Here is a 25,303-nt window from a genome sequence, read left to right as displayed (position 1 = left end):
TACCGACCCCATGCGCAGATCTCCGACCCTGGTGGCCAAGCTGGGCGCCATCGGTGGCGCCCTGCTGCTGGCCGCGATCGCCTCCATCGGGCTCACGCTGTGGATGACCTGGCAGCTCGAAGGCGGCGCCGCCGCCATCAACGAGGCGGGCCGCATGCGCATGCAGACATGGCGGCTCGCGCAGGCGCAGGCCTTCGCCGATCCGCAGAAGATCGGCGCGCTGTCCGAGGAACTCGATCGCAGCATCGCGTTGCTGCGCCAGGGGGATCCGGCCCGCCCGCTCTTCGTCCCGCGCGACAAGGCATCGCTCGACGCCTTCGACGCGGTGGAAGCCGGCTGGACCGCGCTGCGCCGCGACTGGAGCGCGGCACCCGCACCGTCCGCCGAAGCCGCCGCCGGACGCGCCCGAACGCTGGTGGAGCAGATCGACCGCTTCGTCTCGCAGATCGAGGGCCATCTCTCGCGCCTCACCGCCATCCTCAACGCGGTGCAGCTCATCATGGTCGCGCTGGTGGTCGCGAGCGCCGTCGCCATCCTGTACCTGTCGTACCTTCTGGTCTTCAATCCGCTCGCGCGGCTGCAGGCCGGTCTCACGCGCATCCGCGACGGCGACCTCTCGGCGCGCGTCGAGCATCCGGCGAAGGACGAATTCGGCGCGCTGGCCGACGGCTTCAACCGCATGGCCGAGACGCTGCAGGACCTCTACCAGGGCCTCGAATCCAAGGTGCAGGAAAAGACCATGCGCCTCGAAGCCGAGCATGCCCGCCTCGCTGCGCTCTACAAGGCCGCCGCCTTCGTCAACCGCGCCGGCACGCTCGAAGAGCTGGCGCAGGGCTTCGCACAGCAGATCCGCGCCGTGGCCGAGGCCGATGCCTCCGCCATCCGATGGTCCGACGAATCGAACCACCGCTACATCATGCTGGCCTCCGACGGCCTGCCGCGCACCTTGACAGAGGACGAATACTGCCTGCCCACCGGCGACTGCTTCTGCGGCCAGGACCAGGCGCACGCCAGCACGCAGGTCATTCCGATCGTCGCGCAGAACCGGCCCGGCTTTCTGGGCCACTGCACGCGCGCGGGCTACGGCGCGGTGGTGAGCGTGCCCGTGCGGCTACAGGAGCGCCTGGTCGGCGAACTGAACCTCTTCTATCGCGAGCCGGTCGCGCTCGCCGACGACGACCGCGCGCTGCTCGAAACCCTGGCGAGCCACCTGGCCGGCGCCATCGAGGGACTGCGCGGCGCGGCCCTGCAGCGCGAGGCCGCCATCGCGGAGGAACGCGGCCTGCTCGCGCGCGAGCTGCACGACTCCATCGCGCAGAGCCTCGCCTTCCTCAAGATCCAGATCGGTCTTCTGCGCGGCGCGCTCAAGCGCGGCGAAAGCGCGCAGGCCGACCGCAGCCTGGCCGAACTCGATGCGGGCGTCAACGGCAGCCTCTCCGACGTGCGCGAACTGCTGGTGCACTTCCGCACCCGCACCAACGCCGAGGACATCATCCCGGCCATCCAGATCACCTTGCAGAAGTTCGAGCACCAGACCGGCCTGCCCACCCACCTCGCCATCGAAGGCCAGGGCCTGCCGCTCGCCGCCGACGTACAGGTGCAGGTGCTGCACGTGGTGCAGGAGGCGCTCTCCAACGTGCGCAAGCACTCGGGCGCGAGCGCCGTGTGGGTCGAGGTGCGGCAGTCGCCGCCGTGGCGCGTCGAAGTGCGCGACGACGGCCGCGGCTTCGTCGAACCCGAGCAAGCGTCCGACGGCATCCACGTGGGCCTGCGCATCATGCGCGAACGCGCGCACAGCATCGGCGCCGAGGTCGAGGTGCATTCGGTCGTCGGCGCCGGAACCAGCGTCGTGATGACCCTGCCCGTCGCCGAGACGCAGCCTCCGGAGCACGCAACCATCAAAGCCCCATGAACCACGACAGCACCGCGACGCCCATCCGCCTTCTCGTGGTCGATGACCACACCCTGTTCCGACGTGGCGTGATCGCGCTGCTCGAAGGCGACCCGCGTTTCCAGGTCGTCGCCGAAGCAGGCGACGCCGGCGAAGCCCAGCGCCGCGCCGCCGAGACCCAGCCCGACATCGTCCTGCTCGACAACCACCTGCCCGGCGTCAAGGGCGTGGATGCGCTCGCGGGCCTCCGGCAAGCCGCGCCCGGCGCGCGCATCCTGATGCTCACGGTGAGCGAGGACGAGAACGACCTCGCCGCTGCGCTGCGCGGCGGCGCGCAGGGCTACCTGCTGAAGACCGTGGACAGCGACGTGATGGCCGGCGCCATCGTGCGCGCGATGGAGGGCGAATCCACCATCAGCCCCGAGATGACCGGCAAGCTCGTCACCGCCTTCCGCTCCGTTCAGGGCAGCCCGCCTGCAGCGCAGAAGCCCCCGGCGGGCGCGCCGGCGGACCCCATCGAAAGTCTTTCGCCCCGCGAGCAGGAGATCCTCGCCCACATCGCTCGCGGCGCCAGCAACAAGGACATCGCGCGCGCCCTCGGCATCGCCGAGACCACCGTCAAGATCCACGTGCAGCACATCCTGCGCAAGCTGAACCTCGCCTCGCGCGTGCAGGCGGCGGTCTATGCCGTGAGCCGCATGGAGTGAGCCAGTCCGGGCTCGCCGGGTCAGCGGCGCTGCGTCAGGTCGCCCAACCGCAGTGACACCGGCGGCTGCAGCCCGCCGCGCCCCGTCAGGCGCGCCATGATCGCGGTCTTCAAAGGCGGCAGATTCTGCGCACCGCGCAGGAGCCATCGGCGCGCCACCCGCTGCATCGCACCGTTGCCCGCATAGAGCTTCGCGACCGCATTGGTGCCGTGGTACATCACCGCCGCGTCGCGGCGATGCGCCCGCTCGTAGCCGGCCAGGACACCGGCGTCGCCGATGTCCCGCCCCTCGCCGCGTGCGTCGCGCAGGACCCGGGTCAGCGCGGCGACCCCCTGCAGTCCGAGGTTGTAGCCATGTGCCGTGACCGGGTGCATGCCCACCGCCGCGTCGCCGATCAGCGCGCTGCGTTCGGCCGCGAAGCGATGCGACAGGACCGTGACGAGCGGATAGGCGAATCGCTCGCCCACCAGATGCATGGCGCCGAGCCGCTCGCCGAACTGCGACGCCGCGAGCGCGGCGAACTCGCCCGCCGGCAGGGCCATGAGCCGCGTCGCCGAAGCGGTGTCGGTGGTCATCACCACCGAGCACAGGTCGCCCCACAGCGGCAGCACCGCCAGCGTACGCTCGTAGCCGAAGCACTCGTGGGCCACGCCACGATGCGGCAGTGCATGGCGCATGCGGCAGACGATCATGGTGCGGCCGAAGTCATGCATGTCGGCCGCGATGCCGAGATGCCGGCGCGCTGCCGAGAAGCGGCTGTCGGCGGCGACGAAAAGCTGCGCGCGCAGGGCTTCGCGCGTACCGTCGGCCGCGCTCTCGATCTGCAGGTCCACGTGCGCGGGCGAGGTCTCGACGGCGAGCAGCCGGCTGCGGTCCCGCAGGCGGATGGCCGGCCGTTCGGCCAGTGCTTCGAAGCTCACGCGGCGCAAGGCGTGGTTGGGCACGATCCAGCCCAGCTCCATGCTGGACTTGAAGCGCAGGGCCGCGTCGTGCCGGTCGCCGTCGATCACGCGGGCCTCGCGGATCTCGCCGATCTCTTCGGCACGCAACCGATGCCAGAGGCCCAGCGCGCGCAGGGTGGCGACGCTCGGATGGGTCAGCGCGATCTCTCGGCCGTCCTCGGGCGGCGCAGCCAGCGCATCGCGCGCCTGGACGTCGAGCACCGTGACATCGAAACCGGCGTCGTGCAGCGCGATGGCCATGGCGAGGCCCACGGGGCCCGCACCGACGATGGCCACTTCAGCGTCCTGAGACATGGGGTGATTCCTTCAACAAGAGGGGGATGAGCGAATCCTTCTCGGCCCACTGCAGCTCGATCCACTCGCGCAGACGCTGGCGGTAGGCCTTGTCGGCGGGCGCACCGAGGCCGCTGCCAAGACCGCGCAGGACGGCAGGCAGCCTCATCCGCAGCTTCCGACGTGGCCGCACTGGGTGCAGAAGTCGCAGCCATCCTTGCGGATCATGGCGTGCGCACCGCACTCGGGGCACTTCGCGCCGGCCATCGGCGCGGGCGTTTCGAACGGCGAAGCGGCATCCGGCGACACCCCCTCATCCGGCTTGCCGCGCCGCGCGATGAGGTTCTGGATCGCAAAGGCGATGGCCGCGACCTCGGAGTCGTGCCACTGCGGCACCCGCGTGCCGTCGGCCTTGCGGTAGTGGCCGAGGCGCACCGGGCCGCGATCCCACGCCACCTTGCGCATGTCGGCCAGCGCGCGGTCGAGAAAGCCGCCGCGCGCGGCCAGCGACAAGAGGCGCATGCTCGCTGTGACCCACTGCTGCGACTCGCCGTTCTGGCCGACCGGCATGAAGAACTCGACCGCCCGCTCCCGTCCATCGGCCAGCGGCAGGAAGGACACGATGAGGTACAGCGTCTGGCGGCCCTGCGAGGTCCAGTACTCGATCTTGTCGGCGAGCGCGCCCAGTGCGCCTTTCGGACGGCTTTCGATCTGCGCGCGCATCGGATCGACTGACGCAGCGGCAGCGACCGGTGGCGCGGGCGCGGCGTCGAGCACCGAGCCGATGATCGCGTTGGGCCGGTAGGTCGCGAGTCCCTTGAGGCCCGCGCTCCATGCCTGCTGGTAGAGACCCTTGAAGTCGTCGTAGGGAAACTCGGCCGACACGTTCACCGTCTTCGAGATCGCGGTGTCGACGTAGGGCTGCACCGCTTCCATCATCGCGAGGTGCGCCGAGGCGGGCATCGAAAGCGCCGAGACGAAGTAGTCGGGCAACTTCCCGGTGTCGCCGCCGAGGAAGCGGTAGAGGCGCCACGCATGGTCCTCGACCTGGTATTCGGCGAGGCTGCCGTCGGCCTCGCGCTTCTTGCGGCGGTAGGTCCATGAGAAGGCGGGCTCGATGCCGTTCGATGCGTTGTCCGCGAAGGCGAGGCTCACCGTGCCGGTCGGCGCGATCGAGACCAGGTGGCTGTTGCGCAGGCCGTGCTCGCGGATCTGCGCCTGCAGCGCGGGATCGAGCCGGCTCGCGAAGGTGCCGGGCGCGAGATGGCTGTCCGCATCGAAGGCCGGGAACGCGCCCTTCTCGCGCGCGAGCGCCACCGAGGCCGCATAGGCCGCGTCGCGCAGCGTGCGCGCGATGCGCGCGGCCATCTCGCGGCCCTCGGCCTCGTCGTAGCGCAGGCACAGCATGGCGAGCGTGTCGCCCAGACCGGTGAAGCCGACGCCGATGCGCCGCTTGCGCATCGCTTCCGCGCGTTGCTGCGGCAACGGCCAGAAGCTCAGGTCGAGCACGTTGTCGAGCGCGCGCACCTGCACCGCGACGGCCGCGCCGAAGGCGTCGAAGTCGAATTCGGCGCTGCCGCCGATCGAAAACGGATGCCGCACGAAGCGCGGCAGGATCACCGGCCCGAGGTCGCAGCAGCCGTAGGGCGGCAAGGGCTGCTCGCCGCAGGGGTTGGTCGCGGTGATGCGCTCCAGCGCACGCAGGTTGTTGTCGTCGTTGATCGTGTCGGTGAACAGGATGCCCGGCTCTGCAAAATCGTAGGCCGAGCGCATCACCGTGTCCCACAGCTCGCGCGCGGGCAGTCGGCGGTAGACCCAATGGTCCCCCTCCTGCACCGCGCCCTGCGCGATCAAGGCCGGGCCCGGCATTGCGCGATGCGCCAGCGCCCAATCCTCATCGGCCTCGAGCGCCCGCATGAAGGCATCGCTGACCGCGACAGAGACATTGAAGTTGCTCCACCGCCCCGGCGTGCGCTCGGCGGTGATGAATTCGAGCACGTCGGGATGGTCGATGCGCAGCACACCCATCTGCGCCCCACGGCGCGCGCCCGCGCTTTCCACCGTGGAACACGAGCGGTCGAACACGTCGATGTAGCTGCACGGCCCCGAGGCCAGCGAGGCCGTGGCGTGCACCGCCGCGCCGCGTGGGCGGATGCGCGAGAAGTCGTAGCCCACGCCGCCGCCGCGCCGCATGGTTTCGGCGGCTTCGCGCAGGGCTTCGTAGATGCCGGGGTAGCCGTCCGCGTCCTGCCCCTGGATGCAATCGCCCACGGGCTGCACGAAGCAGTTGATGAGCGTGGCCTGCAGCCCGGTGCCGGCGGCGCTCATGATGCGGCCGGCGCCGATGGCGCCGGCATGCAGGTTCGCGAGGAAGCGCTGCCGCCACGTCTCGCGCAGTTCTTCCCTTTCCACCGAGGCCAGCGCCGCCGCGACCCGCCGGAACAGGTCGCCCACGCTCTGCTCGCCGGGCTTGAGGTACTTCTGGACCAGCACGTCCTGGCTGATCGGCTGCACGGGCAGGCGGTCCGTGACCGCGTCGTCGCGTTTCACGGTTCTACGCCGCGCCCGTCAGCGGCACGGGACGCAACCCGCCGAGCAGCCACTGCAGCAGCTCCTGCACCGAGCGGATCTCGCTGCCAAAGGGCAGCTTGCCCGCGCCGCGGAAGAACAGGCCCTGTTCGGTCTGGCCCGAGAAGGCATGGCCGAGCATCTTGTCGATGCAGAACTTGCCCCATCCCGGCGTGCCGTCGCGCAGCCCGCAGTGGGCCAGGCAGTCGAAGCGCATGGTGCACTCGGTCTCCCTGTGGACCTTGGCGTTCAGCCTCGGCTCCAGCCGCAGGTACTTCGCGAGCCACTTGGTACGCACCGCGCGCGCGGGCAGGCCCGCGACGCTGGCGAACTCGACGAGGTCCTCGGGCCGGGCATCGGCCAGCACCTGCTTGAACCTCGGATCGGCATCGCACTCGGTGGTGACTGCGAAGGCGGTGCCGAGTTGCACGGCCGTCGCGCCGAGCGACTGCAGGCGGCGGATGTCCTCCTGGGTGCCGATGCCGCCGGCGGCGATCAGTGGAATCTTCCCTTCGATGCCGGCCGACTTGAAGAACGCCTGCGCCTGCGGGAGCACGACCTCGAAGTCGAAGCGCGGATCGTTCAGGTCGCCCACCTTCGCGGCGCCGAGGTGACCGCCCGCCAGGCGCGGATGCTCGACCACGATCGCATCGGGCAGGCGGCCCTTCTTCTCCCACTTGCGCACGAGCAGCTGGATGCCACGGGCGTCGGACAGGATCGGGATCAGCGCGACCTTCGGATGGTCCTTCGCGAGATCGGGCAGGTCCAGCGGCAGCCCCGCGCCCACCACCAGCGCGTCGATGCCGCAGGCGAGCGCGTGGCGCACCTGCGCCGCATAAGCGGAAAGCGCCTTCATCACGTTCACGGCCAGGAGCCCGCGTCCGCCCGACAGGCGGCGTGCCAGGTCGATTTCGCGGCCGAGCGCTTCGAGGTTGGCGGCATCGGTGCGCGGGCCCACGTCGGGGTCCGCGAGATCGGCCGTCTTCGCCATCAGGTCCGGATGCAGCCGGCGCAGATCGACCGACGACACCGTGCCGATGGCGCCGAGCCCCGCGACCGTGCCGGCGAGACCGCCCGCCGAGATGCCGACGCCCATGCCGCCTTGCACGACGGGCAGCAGTTCACGCCCGGCAAGTTTCCAGGTTCGCAGGCCCGATTTCGCGGCGAGCGCTTTCAGTGTGTCGGCCGTCGATGACGCATCGCAGGGCGCGACGTCGGATGTGCGCATCATCAGAAGCGGTAGCCGACGCCCGCGCCGATCAGCCAGGGGTCCACCTTGACTGTCGAGAGCTTCTGGCCGAACTGCGTCAAGTCGGTGCGGATCTGCACCTTCTTGACGTCGAAGTTGAGGAACCAGTTCTTCGCGAGCTCGATGTCCACCCCGCCGCCCACGGCGAGGCCCCAGCTGTTCTGGTCGAGATCCAGACGGCCGACGGTCGGCACGAACAGATTCACCGAGCTGATGCGCGTGTAGTTCAGACCCGCGCCCGCATAGGGTCGGATCTTCGCGTCCGGCATGAAGTGGTACTGCAGCATCAGCGTCGGCGGCAGGTGCTTGAAGGAGCCGATGTCGACCGACCCGCCCAGTGCGCTCTGCTGCACGGTGACGGTGTGCTTCTGCGGCACCGTCAGCACCAGCTCGGCCGCGATGTTGGGCGTGAAGAAGTAGGTGATGTCGACTTCGGGAATGGTCTTGTTGCTGACCGTGATCGCATCCGAGGGGATGGCCAGCGACGGGATCGGGTCGGATTTGTCGGCGGTGTCGATGCGCACGGCGCGTGCGCGAACCAGCCAGTTGCCTTGCGCTTCCTGCGCCTGCGCGGGCAATGTGCCCAATGTGCCGAGGATGGCGGCGGCAATCAGTGCGCGCGGACGATTTCGATTCATGTATCAGCAGCTCCAGTGTTGGCCGACGTCGAGGGGCCGCGTCGGCAGCCGAGGCAGTGTCGATGCGCTCAACAGCAGAAAACCTTGATCCATGGCAAGACCAGCGCCAAGGCTCGCGCCGCCAAGCCGATGGACTTGATCCAGGTCAGGGGTTCACCGGGCCGCGAAACTGCACTCGGGGCTTCCATCGGAAGGCCCTGTGGGCGTATCGTCGCGACTCCGACATCAACTGGAGTCAATCCACCATGGCAACTAGCAGAACGAGCACCACCGCCGCGAAAAAGGCGGGCTCCACGCGCAGCAGCGCCGCCGAAGACATCCAGGACGCCTTCGTCAAGCCGCTGAAGGGCATGGCCGACAGGCTTCAGAACCTGCCACTGGCCGGTGCCGCCGGCGCGATCGTGGAGAGCGGGCGCAAGGACCTGCAGGCGCTCGTGCAGGCCAACGAGAAGTCCTACCAGGGCCTGCAGGCCGTGGTGCAGCGGCAGACCGAGATGCTCAAGGCATCGATCCAGGACTGGCAAAGCACCGTGAAGGGCATGTCGACCGGCGAGCCCCGCGAGAACCTCGCCAAGCTCGACGCGATGGGCAAGGCCGCGTTCAAGCAGGCGCTCGACGACATCCGCGAGTTGTCCGAAATGGCCGCCAAGTCGCAGTCCGAAGCGTTCGAAGTGGTGCGCAAGCGCATCGGCGAGAACGTGGACGAGGTGAGCAAGTTGTTGCGCACCCGCAAGTAGCGCGCCGCGAAGGCGCCGGACTCGGGGTTTGCCCCGCGCGAAAACGAGAAATACGCCCGTGACAAGTCACACAGGGCGCGTACATTGGTGGGGTTCTGTTCCAGCGATCCGACGATCAAGAATCCACCATGGCATCGATTTCTCAGACGCGCGCATCCTCCAAGGCGGACGCCAAAGCCGCCGAGCGTGAACGGCTGCGGCAGGCCCTGCCCGCCACCGTGGGCCATCTGCAGCAGCACCAGGCCGGGCGGATCGACGACAACGACATCGAAGCCTACGTGCAGCTCAACTGGCTCGAATGGCATGGCGGCGGGTTGCGGCTCACGATCACGGGCCGCAACGTCTGCGCACAGGTCGCGACCCCCACCGCCTGAGCCCCTGCACCGCGCCGCTCAGCTGTTGGCGATGATCTGGGCGATCAGACCGGTCGCCACGGCCGCCAGCACGAAGTCGCCTCCCACACCCACCCATTGGTAGCCGCGCGGCGGCGCATACAGGCGGTGCGCATGCCAGTCGTTCACGACGTAGCCCGGGCCGCGGTACGCGACCGGCAGGCGGTCGCCGCGGTGCCACTGCGCGTAGGGATTCACATAGCCCCGGCGGACCACCTGCGGCTGCGGGCGGAAGTCCGGCCGGCCGTGACCGTCGAAGCGTTGATGCTGCGGCGCGACGCGCTCGTAGCGGTCTTGCCGGTCCGGTCCGCGATCGAAGCGGCCATCCTGGGCAAAGGCGCTTCCAGCCATGCACATCGCAAGCGCTGCTGCGACGACGGTCATGCTTTTCTTCGACTTGATCATTCTGGAACTCCTGTTCGCGTTGACGAGGAGTCCAGTGTGCGCAGCCCATGTATCGCGCCGCCCTCGCGCCTGTATGCGCGAGGTGAAGCAAGGTAAAGGTGTGCTCAGGGCGCGTTGCCTTGCGGGCCGACCGCCGGAGAAGCCGCGTGGTGCGAGCCGTGCGGGAGCTTGCGTCCCAGGCTCTCGCCCCAGCGCCGCACGGGTGCGCTCGCCTTTTCGGCGGTGTTGTTGACGCCCCTGCGCGTCGCGTCGGCGCCGCGCTCGATGCCACGGCCGGTGGCATTCGCCCCCCGTTCGATGCCGCCAAGGACCTTGCTGTCGCTCGCGAATGCTGGCGGCGTCAGCAGCATGGCTACGGCCGCGAAGCCAGCCGCAATGGGCGCAGAAAAGGGAGAGCAGTTCTTGTTGCGTGAAATCATGCGTTGGGTTCCTTCGATTCGGATTCGGCGGCAGCGGCGCGCGCCATGCGTTCGCTCTTCCAGTAGACGTCGTCGCCGCCATCGATGCGGTTGAGCACGCGCGCGAGCACGAAGAGCAAGTCGCTCAGCCGGTTCAGATAACGGCGCAGCGTGTCGTTGATCTCTTCTGTCGCGCCGAGGGCCACCACAGCGCGCTCGGCACGGCGGGCAACGGTGCGGCACACGTGCGCGACCGAAGCGCCGCGCGTGCCGGCCGGCAGGATGAACTCGGCAAGCCGAGGCAGCGCCGCGTTGTGATCGGCGAGGGCGTTGTCCAGCTGCAGCAGCGCCTCGGGCTTGAGCAGCGTGTAGCCCGGCATCGAAAGCTCGCCGCCAAGGTTGAACAGCTGGTGCTGCACGTCGATGAGCAGCTCGCGCACCGCGGCGGGCATCGGCTCGCACAGCAGCAGGCCAATGTTCGAATTGAGCTCGTCGACGTCGCCCATGGCCTGCACGCGCAGGTGGTTCTTGGGCACGCGCGTGTTGTCGCCGAGGCCGGTGGTGCCGTCGTCGCCGGTGCGCGTGGCGATCTGGGAAAGGCGGTTGCCCATGGAATGTCCCTGTCTTTCTTTAACGAGTGCGGTTCGTAGAATGTTAGACCCCTTCAGGAGTCCGCCGATGAACGCCCCCACCGCACTGTCCCACCTGACGCCCGAGATCGCGCTGCGCGACGTGCCCGATGCGCTGATCGAAGCCCTGAAGGCCCGCTTCGGCGATCGATGCTCCACCGCGATGGCTGTGCGCACTCAGCATGGCCGCGACGAATCTTCCTTCGAAGCGCCGCCGCCTTCCGCCGTCGTGTTCGCCGAAAGCACGCAGGACGTGGCCGATGCCGTGAAGCTGGCGAGCGACTACAGCGTGCCGGTGATCCCGTTCGGCGTGGGCTCCTCGCTCGAAGGGCACCTGCTGGCGGTGCAAGGCGGCATCAGCATCGATGTGAGCCGCATGAACCGCGTGCTGTCCGTCAACGCCGACGACCTCACGGTGACCGTGCAGCCGGGCGTCACGCGCAAGCAGCTCAACGAGGAGATCAAGAGCACCGGCCTCTTCTTCCCGATCGACCCGGGCGCCGACGCGTCGATCGGCGGCATGTCCGCCACGCGCGCGAGTGGCACGAACGCGGTGCGCTACGGCACGATGCGCGAGAACGTGCTGTCGCTCGAAGTGGTGACCGCGAGCGGCGAGATCATCCGCACCGGGACGCGCGCCAAGAAGTCTTCCGCGGGCTATGACCTGACCCGCCTCTTCGTCGGCAGCGAAGGCACGCTGGGCGTCATCACCGAGATCACGCTGCGCATCTACCCGCTGCCCGAGGCGGTTTCCGCAGCGATCTGCTCGTTCCCGAGCATCGAGGCGGCCGTACGCACCACCATCGAGACCATCCAGCTCGGCGTGCCGATCGCGCGCGTGGAACTGATCGACGTGAACACGGTACGCATGGTCAATGCGTATTCGAAGCTCAACCTGCGCGAAGAGCCGATGCTGCTGATGGAGTTCCACGGTTCGCCTACCGGCGTGAAGGAGCAGGCCGAGACGGTGCAGGAGATCGCGAGCGGCCACGGCGGCAACGCCTTCGAATGGGCCAGCACGCCCGAGGAGCGCACCCGCCTCTGGACCGCGCGCCACAACAGCTATTTCGCCGCGGTGCAATCGCGTCCGGGCTGCCGTGCGATCTCGACCGACACCTGCGTGCCGATTTCCCGGCTGGCCGACTGCCTGCTCGAATCGGTCGCCGAGGCCGATGCGAGCGGCCTCCCCTACTTCCTTGTCGGCCACGTCGGCGACGGCAACTTCCACTTCGGCTACCTGCTGGACCCCAACGACCCGAAGGAGCGTGAAACCGCCGAGAAGCTGAATCACTCGCTCGTTGCGCGCGCCCTGTCGCTCGAAGGCACCTGCACCGGCGAGCACGGCGTGGGACTGCACAAGATGGGCTTCCTGGTCGACGAAGCCGGCGCCGGCGCGGTGGACATGATGCGGACGATCAAGCGCGCGCTCGATCCGAAGAACATCATGAACCCCGGGAAAATATTTAGTCTCTAGCGAACCGAATACCAGAACGCCCGCGGAACCGGCTTTGCCGGGCCGCTGGGTGTGCCCACTGGAAGGGGGTGCCCGAGCCACACGAAGTGGGCGAGGCTGGGGGTGGGCTCAAGCCGTTTGACGGATGCGATCAATCAGGCCGTTGAGGGCATCGAGCGAGCCGAAATGGATCGCCAGTTCGCCGCTCTCCTCCACACGCCCTCCCCGCTTGCTGCGCTTCTTGATGCGCACCTCGACCTCGGCGGCGAGCAGGTCGGCAAGTTCTTCTTCCACGCGCAGCAGGTCGCGCGATTTCTCGGCGGTGCCGCGGCGTGAGGTCGGGGTCAGGCTGAATTCCGCTGCTAGCTTCTTCACCAGCGCCTCGGCCTCGCGCACCGACATCTTCTTCGCGGCGATCTGGTTGGCAGCCGTGATCTGCGTGCCCTTGTCGAGCGACAGCAGCGCCCGCGCATGGCCCATGTCGATGTCGCCGGCCATGAGCATCGCCTGCGCGGGCTCCGCCAGGTTCAGCAGGCGCAACAGGTTGCTGGCGGCGCTTCGCGAGCGGCCGACGGCCTGGGCGGCCGATTCGTGAGTGAGTCCAAACTCAACGACCAAGCGTTGCAGGCCTTGGGCTTCTTCCAGCGGGTTGAGGTCTTCACGCTGGATGTTCTCGATCAGCGACATGGCTGCCGCGGCCTCGTTGGGCACGTCGCGGACCAGCACGGGGACGCTTTCCAGGCCGGCAAGCCGGGCGGCACGGAAGCGGCGCTCGCCGGCAATGATCTCGAATTCAGCGTTCTTCTCGCGCGCCGCATCGGTGTCCAGGCGGCGAACGAGGATCGGCTGCATGATCCCCTGCGCCTTGATGCTCTCCGCGAGTTCGTAGAGCGCGCCTTCGTCCATGCGCGTCCGCGGCTGGTAGACGCCCGGCACCATCTGGTCGAGATTCAGCGCTGTCGGACTCGGCGGTGCCGAATCGTCGGCGGCCGCAGTGTCGGGCCCGTTGAAGGTGGGGCCCAGCAGGGCTTCGAGTCCGCGGCCGAGGCCCTTGGGTTTTTTGGTCGCCATGGAAGTCAGTGTTCTTTCAGGAGATCGATCAGGAGCTCGCGGCCCTCCGGCCAGTCGCCGAGGCCGGATTCGCTGTTGATGTGTCCGCGCGGGCCTGCATTGATGTAGCTTGCGCCCCAGTCGCGGGCCATTTCGCGAGAGCGCTCGGCGCCGCAATAGGGATCGTCGTCAGCCGCGATCATCAGTGCCGGAAATGGCAGCGGCTGGCGCACGATCGGCGACCAGCCGGGAATCATCTGCCGCAGGTCATCACGCTCGAGGTCGCCCGGGGCGACCAGAAGCGCCGCCCGAACTTTGCCGACATGACGCGAATGCGCCGTCCAAGCGGCGACAAGGACGCAACCGAGACTGTGCGCCACAAGCGCGACCGGCCCCGGTGCCGCGATGACTTCTTCTTCCAGCCGTGCGGACCAGTCGCCGCGCAGGGGCCGCATCCAGTCATGCTGCTCGACGCGATGGTCGCCGTAGATCGCTTCCCAGCGGCTTTGCCAGTGGTCGGGGTCGCTGTTCTGCCAGCCGGGCAGCAACAGGATCTGGGGAGAGGTCATCGGCGAGGTGTGCGTGGAGTGATGGAGGACGATCAGGGGGATTCCGGCGTTTCTTCGGGTGCATGGACCGTCACCGGCGGCGGATCCATCGGCATCGGCGCGGCCGGCGCCGAAGCATCGGAGGTCATGGCGCTGGCCGGCGGCATCTTCCGCACCAACTCTTCGGCAAAAGTGACAAACGCCTGGCTGCCCTTCGCCGGCGGATCGAAGACCACGCCCGGGAGTCCGTAGCTCGGCGCTTCTGCGAGCCGTACGTTGCGCGGAATGACGGTATCGAACACCTTGTCGCCGAAATGCGCCTTGAGTTGCTCGCTGACCTGCTGCTGCAACGTGATGCGCGGGTCGAACATCACGCGCAGCAGCCCGATGATCTGCAGGTTCTTGTTGAGATTGGCATGGACCTGCTTGATGGTGTTGACGAGGTCCGTCAGCCCCTCGAGCGCGAAATACTCGCACTGCATGGGCACGATGACGCCATGCGCTGCACACAGGCCGTTGAGCGTCAGCAGGCTTAGGCTGGGCGGGCAATCGATCAGGATGAAGTCGTATTCGGCACCGACCGCGGCCAGCGCGGTCCGCAGGCGTTTCTCGCGCCGGTCGAGCGCGACCATCTCGACTTCCGCACCGGCCAGCTCACGGTTCGCGCCCAGCACGTCGTAGCCGCACCTCTCGGACGTCACCCGCGCTTCGGCGACCGAGGCCGATTCGAGCAGGACGTCGTACACCGTCGTTTCGAGTCGTCGCTTGTCGATGCCGGAGCCCATGGTCGCGTTGCCCTGCGGGTCGAGATCGATCATCAGGACCCGTTGCCCGACCTTGGCCAGACCGGCAGCCAGATTGACCGTGGTCGTCGTCTTGCCGACCCCGCCCTTCTGGTTCGCGATGCAGAAGATTTTTGCCATGTGCGCGGCTTACCTCGAGATCGCGAGCCGAACGCCGAAGCCGATCAGGAAGATCCCGGCGATCTTGTTCAGCCAGACGGTCACACGCGGGTTCGCGCGGACGCGCTCGGCCAGGAAATGGGTCAGGAGGGTGGCGGTGAGCCCGTAGAGGAAGGTCAGGAAGGCGATGGTCATTGCCATCACTGCGAATGTCGTCAGCCCCTGATGGCGTGCCGGATCGACGAACAGCGGGAAGAACGCCATGTAGAAGACGATCGCCTTCGGGTTGAGCAGCGTGATCGTCAGCGCCTGCTGGAAGTACTGGCGCGGACGGATATTGAGGATGGGCGCGGCGCCGGGCTTGGTGCGCAGCATCTTGAAGCCAAGCCAGGCCAGATAGACCGCACCGAGCCATTGGACGAGATGAAAAGCGGTCGGATAAGCGCTGAGCATGGCGGCAACACCTGCGACAGCGGCCCACATGAGCACCTGGTCCCCTGAAATGACGCCAAAAGTTGCGGCCAATCCGCCCCGGATGCCGCCTTTGCTCGTCGACGTGATCAGCGCCAGGTTGCCCGGTCCGGGAATCGCGAGAAAAAGGATGATGGCTGCGACGAACGCGCCGTAGTCAGCGATGCCGAACATGCGAATTGCTCAAAAAGGGGATGCGTCGAGTCTAAGCGAGGTCGACGCGGAGCAAGGCGTTCAGCCGGCAGGTTTTCGCATCCAGACGATGCAGCGCTCGGCATCGAGGCCCGGAACAGACAGTTGTTCCACGTGAAACACCTCGGCCTGCGGGGGAAGTTGGGCGATCTCGTCGCTGGGCACCCTGCCCTTCATGGCGAGCCAGACGCCATCCGGAGCCAGAAGATGAACCGATCCGAGCACGAAGTCCGGCAGCGATGCAAAGGCACGCGAGCTGATGACTTCGTAGCTCCCGGTGAGAGTCTCTACACGGCCGTGCAGGCCGCGCAAGTTGCGCAGTGCAAGCTCCGACGCGACTTGCTGGATAAAGGCAGCCTTCTTGGCGACTGCATCGACGCAGGTGACGTCGATGTCGTTCCTGAGAATTGCGATCACCACTCCCGGCAATCCAGCGCCCGCGCCAACATCCAGAAGTTTGGCCTTGCCGCCACACTGCCGTTGAAGCGGCGCAATTGCGGCCAGACTATCGAGCAGATGATGTGTCAGAACGGCTGCCGGATCGCGCAGCGCGGTCAGGTTGTAGACCTTGTTCCATTTGAGGATGAGGTCCCCATATGCCAGGAGCCGCTCCGCCTGCTCGTCGCTCAGTGCGATGCCGAGCGTTTCTGCGCCCTGGTGCAGCTGTTCCTTGGGGGTCATTCGACGGATTGCGCTTCGGCTGCTGCGTCCCGCAGGAAGGCGCGGTGTCCGCCCTTGCGAAGATGGATCATCAGCAGCGAAATGGCCGCCGGTGTGACGCCCGAAATACGCGATGCCATCCCAAGCGTTTCCGGCCGGTGCTTGGCGAGCTTCTGGCGGACCTCGATGCTCAACGCCTTGACCTGGCTGTAGTCGAGATCTTCCGGCAACTTGAGGCTCTCGAAGTGCGCTGCCCGTTCCACTTCGTCATGTTGGCGATTGATGTAGCCGGAGTATTTGGCGGCAATCTCGATCTGTTCGATTTCCGTCTCGCCGAGCGCTTCCTCGGAGCGGTACTTGCCGTCGTCCATCGACATGAGCGACTCGTAGCTCACGTTCGGCCGACGCAGCAGATCCCCGAGGTTGTATTCATGGTCGATCGCCTTGCCAAGGACCCGTTCCGACTCGGCAGCCGGCAGGTTGCGGGGATTCACCCAGATGGAGCGCAACCGCTCTGTTTCACGTGAAACAAGATCGCGCTTTCGCGAGAAGGCATCCCACCGGGCGTCGTCGACCAGCCCGAGCTTGCGGCCGGTCTCCGTCAGGCGCATGTCGGCGTTGTCCTCGCGGAGCTGCAGCCGGAACTCGGCTCGGCTCGTGAACATCCGGTACGGCTCGGTCACGCCCTTGGTGATCAGGTCATCGACGAGCACGCCCAGATAGGCTTCATCGCGCCGGGGCAACCAGGGATCCTCTCCCCTGCATTGCAGCGCAGCATTGATGCCCGCAAAGAGCCCCTGCGCCGCGGCTTCTTCGTAGCCGGTCGTGCCATTGATCTGTCCGGCAAAGAACAGGCCCCGGATCCCGCGCGTCTCGAAATTGCTCTTCAGCTCGCGCGGATCGAAGTAGTCGTACTCGATCGCGTAGCCCGGGCGCAGGATGTGCGCGTTCTCCAGGCCTGCCATCGAACGCACCAGCTGGAACTGAATATCGAAAGGCAGGCTCGTCGAGATCCCGTTCGGGTAGTACTCGTTGGTGGTCAGCCCTTCAGGCTCGAGGAAGATCTGATGGCTTTCCTTGTCGGCAAACCGGTTGATCTTGTCTTCCACGCTTGGGCAGTAGCGCGGCCCGACGCCGTCGATCTTGCCGGTGAACATCGGGCTGCGGTCGAAGCCGGACCGGATGATCTCGTGCGTGCGTGCGTTGGTGTTCGTGATCCAGCAGGGCATCTGCTGCGGATGCATGTCCGCGCGTCCCATGAAGCTGAAGACCGGCATCGGCCCTGCCCCGCCCGGCATGCCATCACCCGGCTGCTCGGTGCACTTGGAGAAGTCGATGGTCCTGCCATCAAGACGGGGCGGCGTGCCAGTCTTGAGGCGCCCTTGAGGCAGCTTCAATTCCTTGAGACGCGCCGAGAGGCTCACCGCCGGCGGATCGCCCGCACGGCCGGCCTGGTAGTTGTCCAGCCCTACGTGAATGCGGCCGTCGAGGAAGGTCCCCGCGGTCAACACGACGGTGCGGGCACGGAAAGCGATCCCGACCTGCGTGACCGCGCCGACGACGCGATCCCCCTCGATCATGAGGTCGTCCACCGCTTGCTGGAAGAGCGACAGATTCGGCTGGTTTTCCAGCCGGCGGCGGATCGCCGCCTTGTAGAGCACCCGGTCGGCCTGCGCGCGCGTCGCGCGTACGGCAGGACCCTTACTCGAATTCAGCACCCGGAACTGGATCCCGGCTTCGTCCGTCGCGATCGCCATCGCGCCGCCGAGTGCGTCGACTTCCTTGACCAGGTGACCCTTGCCGATCCCGCCGATCGACGGGTTGCAGCTCATCTGCCCCAGCGTCTCGATGTTGTGGGTCAGCAGGAGGGTACGGGCGCCCATCCGGGCGGATGCAAGCGCGGCTTCGGTGCCGGCATGGCCTCCGCCAACGACGATCACATCGAATTCTTCGGGATACAGCATGAGAGTGGGCGCACTGCGGCGTGCGCTGCGCAAAGGGGGCAGTGATTTTAATCGGCCCCAGCGCTGCTTGCCGCTTTGGGGGCAAAGCCAGTGCTTGAACTGTTGCTATCCATTTGATAGCAACCCGCTGGTTAGCGAACGCTCACAAAACTCCCTGCGCAGCGCGAAAGCGCCCTAGTCGAGCGACTTCTTGATGGCACCCACGCCCAGTGCCGCCAGCACGAGGAATACGACCGCGAGGATCAGGAACAGTCCGAACAGCACCTTGGCGATACCGGCCGCCCCCGCGGCCACGCCGCCGAAGCCCAGCGCACCAGCGATGAGCGAGATCACAGCGAAAACAATGGCGTACTTCAACATGCATGAACTCCTCGCGGCGACGACCATCGCCGCAGCGCAGAGATTAGGAACCCGCCTCCCGTCCACCCATAGTCGCCACGCGCGCGCCTCCGTAGGACAAGTACGCGCGGACCGCGAACCCGCTAGCATCGGCTTCCCTTTCCCAAAACACAGATCGACTTTCGATTGGAGTTTTCCGCATGAAGCTGTACTACTCGCCGGGCGCCTGCTCACTGTCTCCTCACATCGCGCTGCGCGAAGCCGGGCTCGCCTTCGAGCCGGTGCTCGCCAGCACCAAGAGCCACAAGCTGCAGGACGGCACCGACTACTACGGCATCAACCCGCTCGGCTACGTGCCGATGCTCGAGCTCGACGACGGCACACGCCTGCGCGAAGGTCCGGCGATCGTGCAATACATCGCCGACCAGGCGCCCACCAAGAACCTCGCGCCGGCCAACGGCACCCTGTCGCGCTACCGCCTGCAGGAATGGCTGACCTTCATCGGTACCGAGATCCACAAGACCTTTTCGCCGCTGTTCAACCCGAACATGCCGGAAGACGCCAAGACCGTCTTCAAGGACAAGCTGAAGTCGCGCTATGAATGGCTCAACGGCCAGCTTGCGGACAAGCAGTTCCTGATGGGCGACCACTTCACCGTCGCCGATGGCTACCTGTTCACCGTCACCAACTGGACGAAGCCGATGAACATCGACCTCTCCGGCTTCCCCAATGTCACGGCATGGCACGCACGCGTCGCTGCGCGCCCCGCGGTGCAGGAAGCGATGAAGCTGGAAGGCCTCGTCAAGTAAGTCCTCAGGGGGGCGCCAAGGGCTTCTGCCGCGAAGCCAGCAACGCGCCCGCCCACAGGATCACCGCCGAGGCCACAAGGCCTCGCGTCAGGCCCCCGCTGCCGTCGGAGATCCAGCCTGTCAGCGTGGGGCCGACGATCTGGCCGGCCGCAAACACGATCGTGAAAGCGCTGATACCCGTCGCCCATCGAGATGCCGGCAGGTTGTGCCGAACCAGCGCCGTCGTCGATGCCACGACCGAAAGAAACACCGCACCGAAGAGCAGTCCGGATGCCATCGCCAGTGGCCATGACGCGCTCACGACCGGCAGGATCGTCGCCACACCCAGCAGCCCATTGAGAACCGCCTGCGGCCCGCCGCCACGGAACCTGTCGAGCAAGCCCGACCACAGCCTCGACGAAGCCATGCACGCCACGCCGAGCAGTGCATAGAACATCGTGATGTTGCCCGGCCCCGCACCCTGCTCGCGCAACAAGGCGATCACGAAAGTCATGTAGCCGATGTAGCCGGCGCCGAAGGCTGTGTAGCCGGCCAGGGCCCACCCAAATCGACGCACTTGTGCCGTGTTCGCCGGAGATGCATGCGCAGACGCAGCTGATATTGCGTGTGCATCGCCCGGCATTCTCCGCATCGCCATCGCGAGCACGCCCGTCGCGATGAAGCTCGCGCCCGCCAATGCCCACCAGGCCCATGACCATCCATGCGGCACCTGCGAAGCCGCCTGCAGCACGGCAGGCACCAGCAAGGCGGACAACGTGATGCCCAACCCGGTTCCGCCGTAGTAGATGCCAAGCAGGAAACCCGCCCGCGTGGGTTGAAGCGAACCGAGCCGTGCCGCCAACAGCCCGCCGGCAACGAAGACCCACGCGCTCGCCAGCCCGGCAAGCAGTCGCTGCAGCAACAAGGCAGGCGCCGAGGCGAGAAATCCGCTCGCGACCATGAACACGCTCGCCCAGAACGCCCCCCAGACCAGCAAGCGAATCGGGCCGAAGCGCCGCATCAATGCAGGCGTCATCAAGGCACCGAGCAGGTAACCCGCCGCGTTTGACGTGTTCATGCCGCCGGCAAGCGCATAGCTCCATCCGAGGTCCTCGCGCATCGGCGGCAGCAACAGGCCATAGGAGAAGCGCGTGATACCGAGCGATACCGCCGCACCCAGCGACAAGGCCAACGCCAGTTTCAGCACTTGATGGGCAGACGTTGGCGCGGCGGCATTCGATGTCATGGGCTCGCGGCGATTCTGCTGCATCGCCTAGCACCAAACCGACAACCTCGTGACAGCGGGGATGAGTTGCCGGGTTTACCCTCGGCCTCGTTCTCAACAACACCCAACACGAACATGTCCTCCCTCTTCGATCCGATCCAGGTCGGCGACCTCCATCTGCGCAACCGCGTCGTGATGGCGCCGCTCACGCGCAACCGATCGCCCAACGCCATTCCACGCGACATCACCGCGACCTATTACGCGCAGCGCGCGAGCGCCGGCCTGCTGATCACCGAAGCCACCGCCATCAGCCACCAGGGCCAGGGCTACGCGGACGTTCCGGGCCTCTACGGCACCGAGCAACTCGATGCCTGGAAGCACGTGACGAATGCGGTGCACGCCAAGGGCGGCAAGATCGTGGTGCAGCTCTGGCATGTGGGCCGCGTCTCGCACACCGATCTCCAGCCCGAGGGCGGCAAGCCGGTCGCGCCTTCGGCGATCGCTGCAAAGACGAAGACCGTGCTGATCAAGAACGGCATCCCGACCTTCACCGACACCTCCGAGCCCCGTGCGCTCGAAGCGGCGGAACTGCCCGGCATCGTGCACGCCTATGCGGTGGCCGCGCGCAATGCGGTCGAAACCGCGGGCTTCGACGGTGTGGAGATCCACGGCGCGAACGGCTATCTGCTGGACCAGTTCCTCAAGAACGGCAGCAACAAGCGCACCGACGACTTCGGCGGCAGCATCGAGAACCGCGCCCGCCTGCTGCTCGAAGTGACCCGCGCGGTGGTCGACGCGGTCGGCGGCGGCAAGGTCGGCATCCGTCTTTCGCCGGTGACGCCTGCGAACGACGTGCACGACGACCACCCGCAGCCGCTCTTCGACTACGTGGTGCGCCAACTCGCGACGCTGAACCTGGCCTACGTCCACGTCATCGAGGGTGCGACCGGCGGCCCGCGCGAAATCTCCGACCGCCCTTTCGACTATGAAGCGCTCAAGGCCGCCTACCGCCAGGCCGGGGGCAAGGGCGCATGGATGGTGAACAACGGCTATGACAAGCCGCTCGCCGAAGAAGCGCTGAAGGAAGGCGACGACCTCGTTGCCTTCGGCAAGCCCTTCATCTCGAACCCGGATCTCGTGCGTCGACTGCGCGAGAACGCACCGCTGAATGCGTGGGACAACAAGACCTTCTACGGCGGCGGCGAAGCGGGCTACATCGACTATCCCGCGCTGGCCTGACGCTCGCCCGGCCAGATCGCGTCAGTCGGGCCCGAAAGCCAGGCTGACGCGCAATCCGCCTTCTTCTGACGCCTTCGCGAAGCTCAGCTCCGCACCGAGCAGCTTCGCGTAGCGCGCCACGATCGCCAGGCCGAGCCCGGCGCCTTCACCCAGCTTCTGGCCCTCGGGGCCCTGCGTCCAGCGCTCCATCAGATCGCGCTGCGCCGCATCGGGAATGCCAGGGCCATCGTCGATCACGCTCAGGGTCCTGCCTTCGAGTTCGATGGTGATCGTGTGCCCGCCGTAGCGCAACGCGTTGTCGATCAGGTTGTCGAGCGTGCCTTCGACCAGCGCCATGGTCGCCTGCACCGTCACCGGCTCGTCGATGCCCTTGGCGCCCAGATCCACGCCCTTGGCATCGGCCCGCGCCAAGTGGCGAAGCACCGCCTGCCGGATGAGCTCGTCGAGACGCACCGCCTGCTGCTGCAAACCCGTCCGTCTTTCATTCGCCAGTGCCAGTGCCAGCAACTGATCCACCAAGTGACTGGCCCGCGCCTGGCTGGTGGCGATCTGCTTGAGCTGCTCCCGCCACACCGACGGTGTCGTCTGCGCGAGCCCGTAGTCCGCGAGCGCCCGGATGCCGGCAAGCGGCGTGCGGAGTTCATGCGCCACGTTGCCCGCGAACTCGCGCTGCGCGGACGCACTCTGCGCCAGCCTGTCGAGCAGCGCGTTGAGCGTGTCGCCCAACTGCTCCAGCTCGCGCGAGCTCCGTGCGACAGGCACCGGCTTCAAGTCGCTCGCGTTGCGCTTTTCCAGTGTCTGCCGCAGTTCGTCGAGCGGACGAAGCTCGCGCCGGATGCGACGCCACAACCACGTCGCGAGCAACCCCAGCAGCACGACCTGCGGTGCGATCGAATAGATCAGCAGCCTCTCGATCAGAACGCCCCGCGCTGTCGTTGTCTGCGCCACCACCACGCTGTAGACATCGGGCTCGTCATGATTCATCACCACCGCCCGCAGGGACTGGCCCCCATAGATCACATGCGAGAAACGATGCCGGGCACCTTCCTCCGGCAGCGGCGCCGAGAGCCCCGGATTGCCGGCAAGCAGGGATCCATCGGGCCGCAGCACCGCGAAGTACACCTGCTCGTCCTGGTCGAAGAGCATGTTCGTGACTTCACGCGGCGACAGCGGCAGCTCGATGCCCCGCTCTCCCGGACGCACATTGGCCGATATCGCATAGGCATCGTCGAGCAGCGCCCGATCGAAGGCCTGCCGCGTGAAATAGCTCGCCAGGTACAGCGCCACCGCGGTGCCGAGAAACCAGGTCAGCGCCAGCGGCAGCAGCACGCCGCGCAGCACCCGCGTGGTCAGAGACGGCGCGGCCAGCCTGCGCGGCGGCGTCGCGCTCACACTTCGGCTTCCAGCAGATAGCCGATGCCGCGCAAGGTCCGGATCGCCGCGCCGCTGCCCACCAGTTTCTTGCGCAGGCGCGAAATGAAGGCCTCGAGCGCGTTGTCGCCCAACGAGTCGTCGAAGCTCGAGAGCTTGTCCGACAGCTCGCGCTTGCTGATGGTCCGGCCCGGCGGACTCATCAACTCCCAAAGAACCTCGAATTCGCGCGCCGGCAGGTCGAGCGGCACGTTGCCGATGCCAAAGCGACGCGCCCGGCGGTCAAGCCGCAGGCGGCCCAGGGTGGAGATGTCCTCCGTGCCTTGGGCACGCCGCACCAGCGCGCGAAGACGCGCCTCCACTTCCGCGAGGTCGAAAGGCTTTCCAAGGTAGTCGTCGGCACCCGCGTCCAGGCCGGCGATGCGTTCCTCGGTCCGGTCGCGCGCGGTCAGCACCAGGACCGGCGTCCGGTCGCCGCGCTGGCGCGCATGCCGCAACGCGGTCAGGCCGCTGGCAAGACCGCTGGTCGGGCTCGCCGTGGCGGGCAGGTTCAGATCAAGGAGCACCGCGTCGAAGGTCTGCACACGCCACAGGTGCTCCGCTTCTTCCACGCTCGCTGCCACATCGACGCGGTGTCCCGCGTCACCCAGGCTGCGCAGCATCACGCTTCGCAGTACGGCGTCATCTTCGACCAGGAGGATTCGCATAGCTCAAGCAGGGGGAGAAAGGTCAGGGGTTGTGTTTGTACAGCATGCGCGACGGGCGAAAGCGTATTTCAGGCCCTGTACGGCAACCTGTACACGGAATCACCGAACTCTGTCAAAGCACAACCCTGGGGACAGTTTCGGCACAAGCGACAGGTTGTCCACAGGCTGATCGGGTTTTGCAAAGTTGTTCGATTTGACGGGACAGCACGGAAGCGCAGCTGCGCACAGCGAACAGCACACAGCAAGTCCCTGTCAGCAAAGGGAAAATACGATATGTCCACAGCAGCATGCGACCCTTATCTACTACTACTAATCTAAATAAGAGAAATAGGAGAGGAATAGGAACAGCCGTCGATTTCCGCGCGCCAGCGCCACCCACTGGACATTGCCATGGTGAGAAGGTTCAAACTTGGGGTTTCCGTCATCCAGTAGGAAAGGAGCCACTCCGATGAGCCAGAAATTTCAGGTCACCGGCATGAGCTGCGGGCACTGCGCCAACCTGGTGCAGAACGCGGTACAAACCATCGATCCCAAGGCGCAGGTCACGGTCGACCTGGAAACGGGTCACGTCGACGTCGTGAGCGAACATCCGCGCGCGGACATCATCGTGGCCATCGAAAACGCCGGATATCAGGCGCAGTAGCAACAGGATCACCGTCCGGAGGGGCTGGAAAGCCCCGGAAACCTCGCCAGCAGTTGAATACTTAATGTTTCAACGTGCAAAATGTGTCATTCCCGCTGACATCAACGAGGTGCCATGCTTTCCAGCCTTCTGCCTTCCTCGGTTCGCGAATCGACCTACCGCCGCAAGTTCCTGGAGAACCGCGACGAGAACCTGTTCATGGGTTCTTTCGAGAGCTTCGCGGACGCCGAGGCCCATGCGCCTGTTGGCAAGACGGTGGGCTATGACACGCCCGAAGCGGCCAACCTCTACAGCCACCAGATCTACTTCTACGACTACCCCGCTCTCTTCTGGCTGGGGCGATCACTGGACAGCGGTCTGCGCACCGTGTTCGACCTGGGCGGGCACATCGGCATCAAGTACTACGCGTTCCGCCGCGTGCTCAACTACCCGGCGGACTTGCGCTGGACGGTTTGCGACGTGCCGGGCGTGATCAAGGCCGGCGCCGAAGTCGCTGCGCAACGGCAAGTCGCCGGTCAGCTGGGCTTCACCACCGATTTCCACGACGCGAGCGGCTGCGACATCCTGTATGCCTCCGGCAGCCTGCAATACCTGCCCCAGCGCCTCTCGGAGATCCTGGCCGAACTGCCGGTGAAGCCGAAGCGCATCATCATCAACACGGCGGCGGTGCACCCGGAGAAGACGCTCTACACGCTCAACAGCATCGGCGTGGCGGTATGCCCCTACCGAATCGAGCACCACGACCGGCTCTTTGCCGATCTCACCGAGGCGGGCTATGCCCGCCGGGACGCCTGGCGCAACGAGGGCAAGCCGATCGAGGTGCCTTTCGTCGAGGGCGGTGACCAGCCGTATTACGCCGGCTGCTGCTTCGATCTGGCTTGAACGAACCACTCCCAGGCTCG

General features: G+C 66.7%; 27 protein-coding genes. 9 read left to right on the top strand and 18 right to left on the bottom strand.

Features of this window, described 5'->3' with window-relative positions:
• The first annotated feature begins 10 nt into the window (after positions 1-10).
• Both BLW05_RS30160 and BLW05_RS30155 read left to right on the top strand, forming a co-directional pair.
• The gene (locus BLW05_RS30160) at positions 11-1,912 is read left to right on the top strand and encodes a type IV pili methyl-accepting chemotaxis transducer N-terminal domain-containing protein (RefSeq protein ID WP_093167626.1); all 1,902 of its coding nucleotides are present in this window, start codon (positions 11-13) and stop codon (positions 1,910-1,912) included.
• The gene (locus BLW05_RS30155) at positions 1,909-2,598 is read left to right on the top strand and encodes a response regulator (RefSeq protein ID WP_093167624.1); all 690 of its coding nucleotides are present in this window, start codon (positions 1,909-1,911) and stop codon (positions 2,596-2,598) included. The genes BLW05_RS30160 and BLW05_RS30155 overlap by 4 nt, the downstream gene beginning before the upstream one ends.
• 20 nt (positions 2,599-2,618) lie before the next feature.
• On the opposite strand, the gene ubiM is transcribed toward BLW05_RS30155, so the two are convergent.
• Genes ubiM through BLW05_RS30135 form a run of 5 tightly spaced genes read right to left on the bottom strand, consistent with a single transcriptional unit; the run spans position 2,619 to position 8,288 of the window.
• Positions 2,619-3,854, bottom strand: a complete 1,236-nt coding sequence (gene ubiM / locus BLW05_RS30150; protein WP_093167622.1) for a 5-demethoxyubiquinol-8 5-hydroxylase UbiM — start codon at positions 3,852-3,854, stop codon at positions 2,619-2,621.
• Entirely contained in the window at positions 3,838-4,002 is a 165-nt protein-coding gene (locus BLW05_RS36150) for a hypothetical protein (RefSeq protein ID WP_177142862.1), read from the bottom strand. The genes ubiM and BLW05_RS36150 overlap by 17 nt, the downstream gene beginning before the upstream one ends.
• A complete protein-coding gene (locus BLW05_RS30145; protein ID WP_093167619.1) occupies positions 3,999-6,383 on the bottom strand; it encodes an adenosylcobalamin-dependent ribonucleoside-diphosphate reductase in 2,385 nt (794 codons plus the stop codon). Before BLW05_RS30145 ends, BLW05_RS36150 begins: the two co-directional genes overlap by 4 nt.
• 4 nt (positions 6,384-6,387) lie before the next feature.
• A complete protein-coding gene (locus BLW05_RS30140) occupies positions 6,388-7,632 on the bottom strand; it encodes an NAD(P)H-dependent flavin oxidoreductase (protein WP_256330558.1) in 1,245 nt (414 codons plus the stop codon).
• A complete protein-coding gene (locus tag BLW05_RS30135) occupies positions 7,632-8,288 on the bottom strand; it encodes an OmpW/AlkL family protein (protein ID WP_093167617.1) in 657 nt (218 codons plus the stop codon). Before BLW05_RS30135 ends, BLW05_RS30140 begins: the two co-directional genes overlap by 1 nt.
• Positions 8,289-8,533: 245 nt before the next feature.
• Here BLW05_RS30135 and phaP point away from each other — a divergent pair, with 245 nt between their 5' ends.
• Positions 8,534-9,025 carry a TIGR01841 family phasin gene (gene phaP, locus BLW05_RS30130; protein WP_093167615.1) on the top strand — a complete coding sequence of 164 codons (492 nt, stop codon included), beginning with the start codon at positions 8,534-8,536 and terminating at the stop codon, positions 9,023-9,025.
• A gap of 128 nt (positions 9,026-9,153) precedes the next feature.
• Positions 9,154-9,399: a hypothetical protein gene (locus tag BLW05_RS30125; RefSeq protein WP_093167613.1), complete on the top strand. Its 246-nt coding sequence runs from the start codon at positions 9,154-9,156 to the stop codon at positions 9,397-9,399.
• An 18-nt stretch (positions 9,400-9,417) separates the two neighbouring features.
• On the opposite strand, the gene BLW05_RS30120 is transcribed toward BLW05_RS30125, so the two are convergent.
• From BLW05_RS30120 to BLW05_RS30110, 3 genes are all read right to left on the bottom strand, one after another.
• Positions 9,418-9,822 carry an RcnB family protein gene (locus tag BLW05_RS30120; protein ID WP_093167611.1) on the bottom strand — a complete coding sequence of 135 codons (405 nt, stop codon included), beginning with the start codon at positions 9,820-9,822 and terminating at the stop codon, positions 9,418-9,420.
• A 104-nt stretch (positions 9,823-9,926) separates the two neighbouring features.
• Positions 9,927-10,241, bottom strand: a complete 315-nt coding sequence (locus BLW05_RS30115; protein WP_093167609.1) for a hypothetical protein — start codon at positions 10,239-10,241, stop codon at positions 9,927-9,929.
• The gene (locus BLW05_RS30110) at positions 10,238-10,831 is read right to left on the bottom strand and encodes a cob(I)yrinic acid a,c-diamide adenosyltransferase (RefSeq protein ID WP_093167607.1); all 594 of its coding nucleotides are present in this window, start codon (positions 10,829-10,831) and stop codon (positions 10,238-10,240) included. Before BLW05_RS30110 ends, BLW05_RS30115 begins: the two co-directional genes overlap by 4 nt.
• Before the next feature lie 67 nt (positions 10,832-10,898).
• Between BLW05_RS30110 and BLW05_RS30105 the strand changes: the two genes are divergently transcribed.
• The gene (locus BLW05_RS30105; protein WP_093167605.1) at positions 10,899-12,323 is read left to right on the top strand and encodes an FAD-binding oxidoreductase; all 1,425 of its coding nucleotides are present in this window, start codon (positions 10,899-10,901) and stop codon (positions 12,321-12,323) included.
• A gap of 108 nt (positions 12,324-12,431) precedes the next feature.
• On the opposite strand, the gene BLW05_RS30100 is transcribed toward BLW05_RS30105, so the two are convergent.
• The 7 genes from BLW05_RS30100 to BLW05_RS30070 form a co-directional block, all read right to left on the bottom strand.
• Entirely contained in the window at positions 12,432-13,373 is a 942-nt protein-coding gene (locus tag BLW05_RS30100; protein ID WP_093167603.1) for a ParB/RepB/Spo0J family partition protein, read from the bottom strand.
• A gap of 5 nt (positions 13,374-13,378) precedes the next feature.
• On the bottom strand, positions 13,379-13,921 hold the full coding sequence (locus BLW05_RS30095; protein ID WP_093167601.1) for an RBBP9/YdeN family alpha/beta hydrolase: 543 nt from the start codon (positions 13,919-13,921) through the stop codon (positions 13,379-13,381).
• 32 nt (positions 13,922-13,953) lie between these two features.
• A complete protein-coding gene (locus tag BLW05_RS30090) occupies positions 13,954-14,823 on the bottom strand; it encodes a ParA family protein (protein WP_093167599.1) in 870 nt (289 codons plus the stop codon).
• 9 nt (positions 14,824-14,832) lie between these two features.
• Positions 14,833-15,447: a LysE family transporter gene (locus BLW05_RS30085; RefSeq protein ID WP_093167598.1), complete on the bottom strand. Its 615-nt coding sequence runs from the start codon at positions 15,445-15,447 to the stop codon at positions 14,833-14,835.
• Between the two features lie 60 nt (positions 15,448-15,507).
• A complete protein-coding gene (rsmG, locus tag BLW05_RS30080) occupies positions 15,508-16,146 on the bottom strand; it encodes a 16S rRNA (guanine(527)-N(7))-methyltransferase RsmG (protein ID WP_093167596.1) in 639 nt (212 codons plus the stop codon).
• Positions 16,143-18,089 (bottom strand): tRNA uridine-5-carboxymethylaminomethyl(34) synthesis enzyme MnmG, encoded by a 1,947-nt coding sequence (gene mnmG / locus BLW05_RS30075; protein ID WP_093167595.1) that lies wholly within the window; start codon positions 18,087-18,089, stop codon positions 16,143-16,145. Before mnmG ends, rsmG begins: the two co-directional genes overlap by 4 nt.
• A gap of 174 nt (positions 18,090-18,263) precedes the next feature.
• A complete protein-coding gene (locus BLW05_RS30070) occupies positions 18,264-18,449 on the bottom strand; it encodes a DUF1328 family protein (RefSeq protein ID WP_093167593.1) in 186 nt (61 codons plus the stop codon).
• 179 nt (positions 18,450-18,628) lie between these two features.
• Here BLW05_RS30070 and gstA point away from each other — a divergent pair, with 179 nt between their 5' ends.
• Complete coding sequence (gene gstA / locus BLW05_RS30065) at positions 18,629-19,237, top strand: glutathione transferase GstA (RefSeq protein ID WP_093167591.1); 609 nt, start codon at positions 18,629-18,631, stop codon at positions 19,235-19,237.
• Positions 19,238-19,241: 4 nt separating this feature from the next.
• Here gstA and BLW05_RS30060 read toward each other — a convergent pair whose 3' ends face one another.
• Positions 19,242-20,462 carry a YbfB/YjiJ family MFS transporter gene (locus BLW05_RS30060; RefSeq protein WP_093167672.1) on the bottom strand — a complete coding sequence of 407 codons (1,221 nt, stop codon included), beginning with the start codon at positions 20,460-20,462 and terminating at the stop codon, positions 19,242-19,244.
• Positions 20,463-20,576: 114 nt separating this feature from the next.
• Between BLW05_RS30060 and BLW05_RS30055 the strand changes: the two genes are divergently transcribed.
• Entirely contained in the window at positions 20,577-21,680 is a 1,104-nt protein-coding gene (locus BLW05_RS30055; RefSeq protein ID WP_093167589.1) for an alkene reductase, read from the top strand.
• Between the two features lie 21 nt (positions 21,681-21,701).
• Here the strand turns inward: BLW05_RS30055 and BLW05_RS30050 are convergent, their stop codons facing one another.
• Positions 21,702-23,072: a sensor histidine kinase gene (locus BLW05_RS30050; protein ID WP_093167587.1), complete on the bottom strand. Its 1,371-nt coding sequence runs from the start codon at positions 23,070-23,072 to the stop codon at positions 21,702-21,704.
• Positions 23,069-23,758 carry a response regulator transcription factor gene (locus BLW05_RS30045; RefSeq protein ID WP_093167585.1) on the bottom strand — a complete coding sequence of 230 codons (690 nt, stop codon included), beginning with the start codon at positions 23,756-23,758 and terminating at the stop codon, positions 23,069-23,071. The genes BLW05_RS30050 and BLW05_RS30045 overlap by 4 nt, the downstream gene beginning before the upstream one ends.
• Before the next feature lie 448 nt (positions 23,759-24,206).
• Between BLW05_RS30045 and BLW05_RS30040 the strand changes: the two genes are divergently transcribed.
• Both BLW05_RS30040 and BLW05_RS30035 read left to right on the top strand, forming a co-directional pair.
• On the top strand, positions 24,207-24,401 hold the full coding sequence (locus BLW05_RS30040) for a heavy-metal-associated domain-containing protein (RefSeq protein WP_093167583.1): 195 nt from the start codon (positions 24,207-24,209) through the stop codon (positions 24,399-24,401).
• 114 nt (positions 24,402-24,515) lie between these two features.
• Positions 24,516-25,283 (top strand): TIGR04325 family methyltransferase, encoded by a 768-nt coding sequence (locus BLW05_RS30035; protein WP_093167581.1) that lies wholly within the window; start codon positions 24,516-24,518, stop codon positions 25,281-25,283.
• Positions 25,284-25,303: the final 20 nt, after the last annotated feature.

Origin of the sequence: Variovorax sp. YR216 (genome assembly GCF_900107745.1) — a bacterium.
Classification (GTDB): domain Bacteria; phylum Pseudomonadota; class Gammaproteobacteria; order Burkholderiales; family Burkholderiaceae_C; genus Variovorax.
Note: the sequence above shows the minus strand (reverse complement) of the source record. Positions and strands in the feature narration are given on the sequence as shown.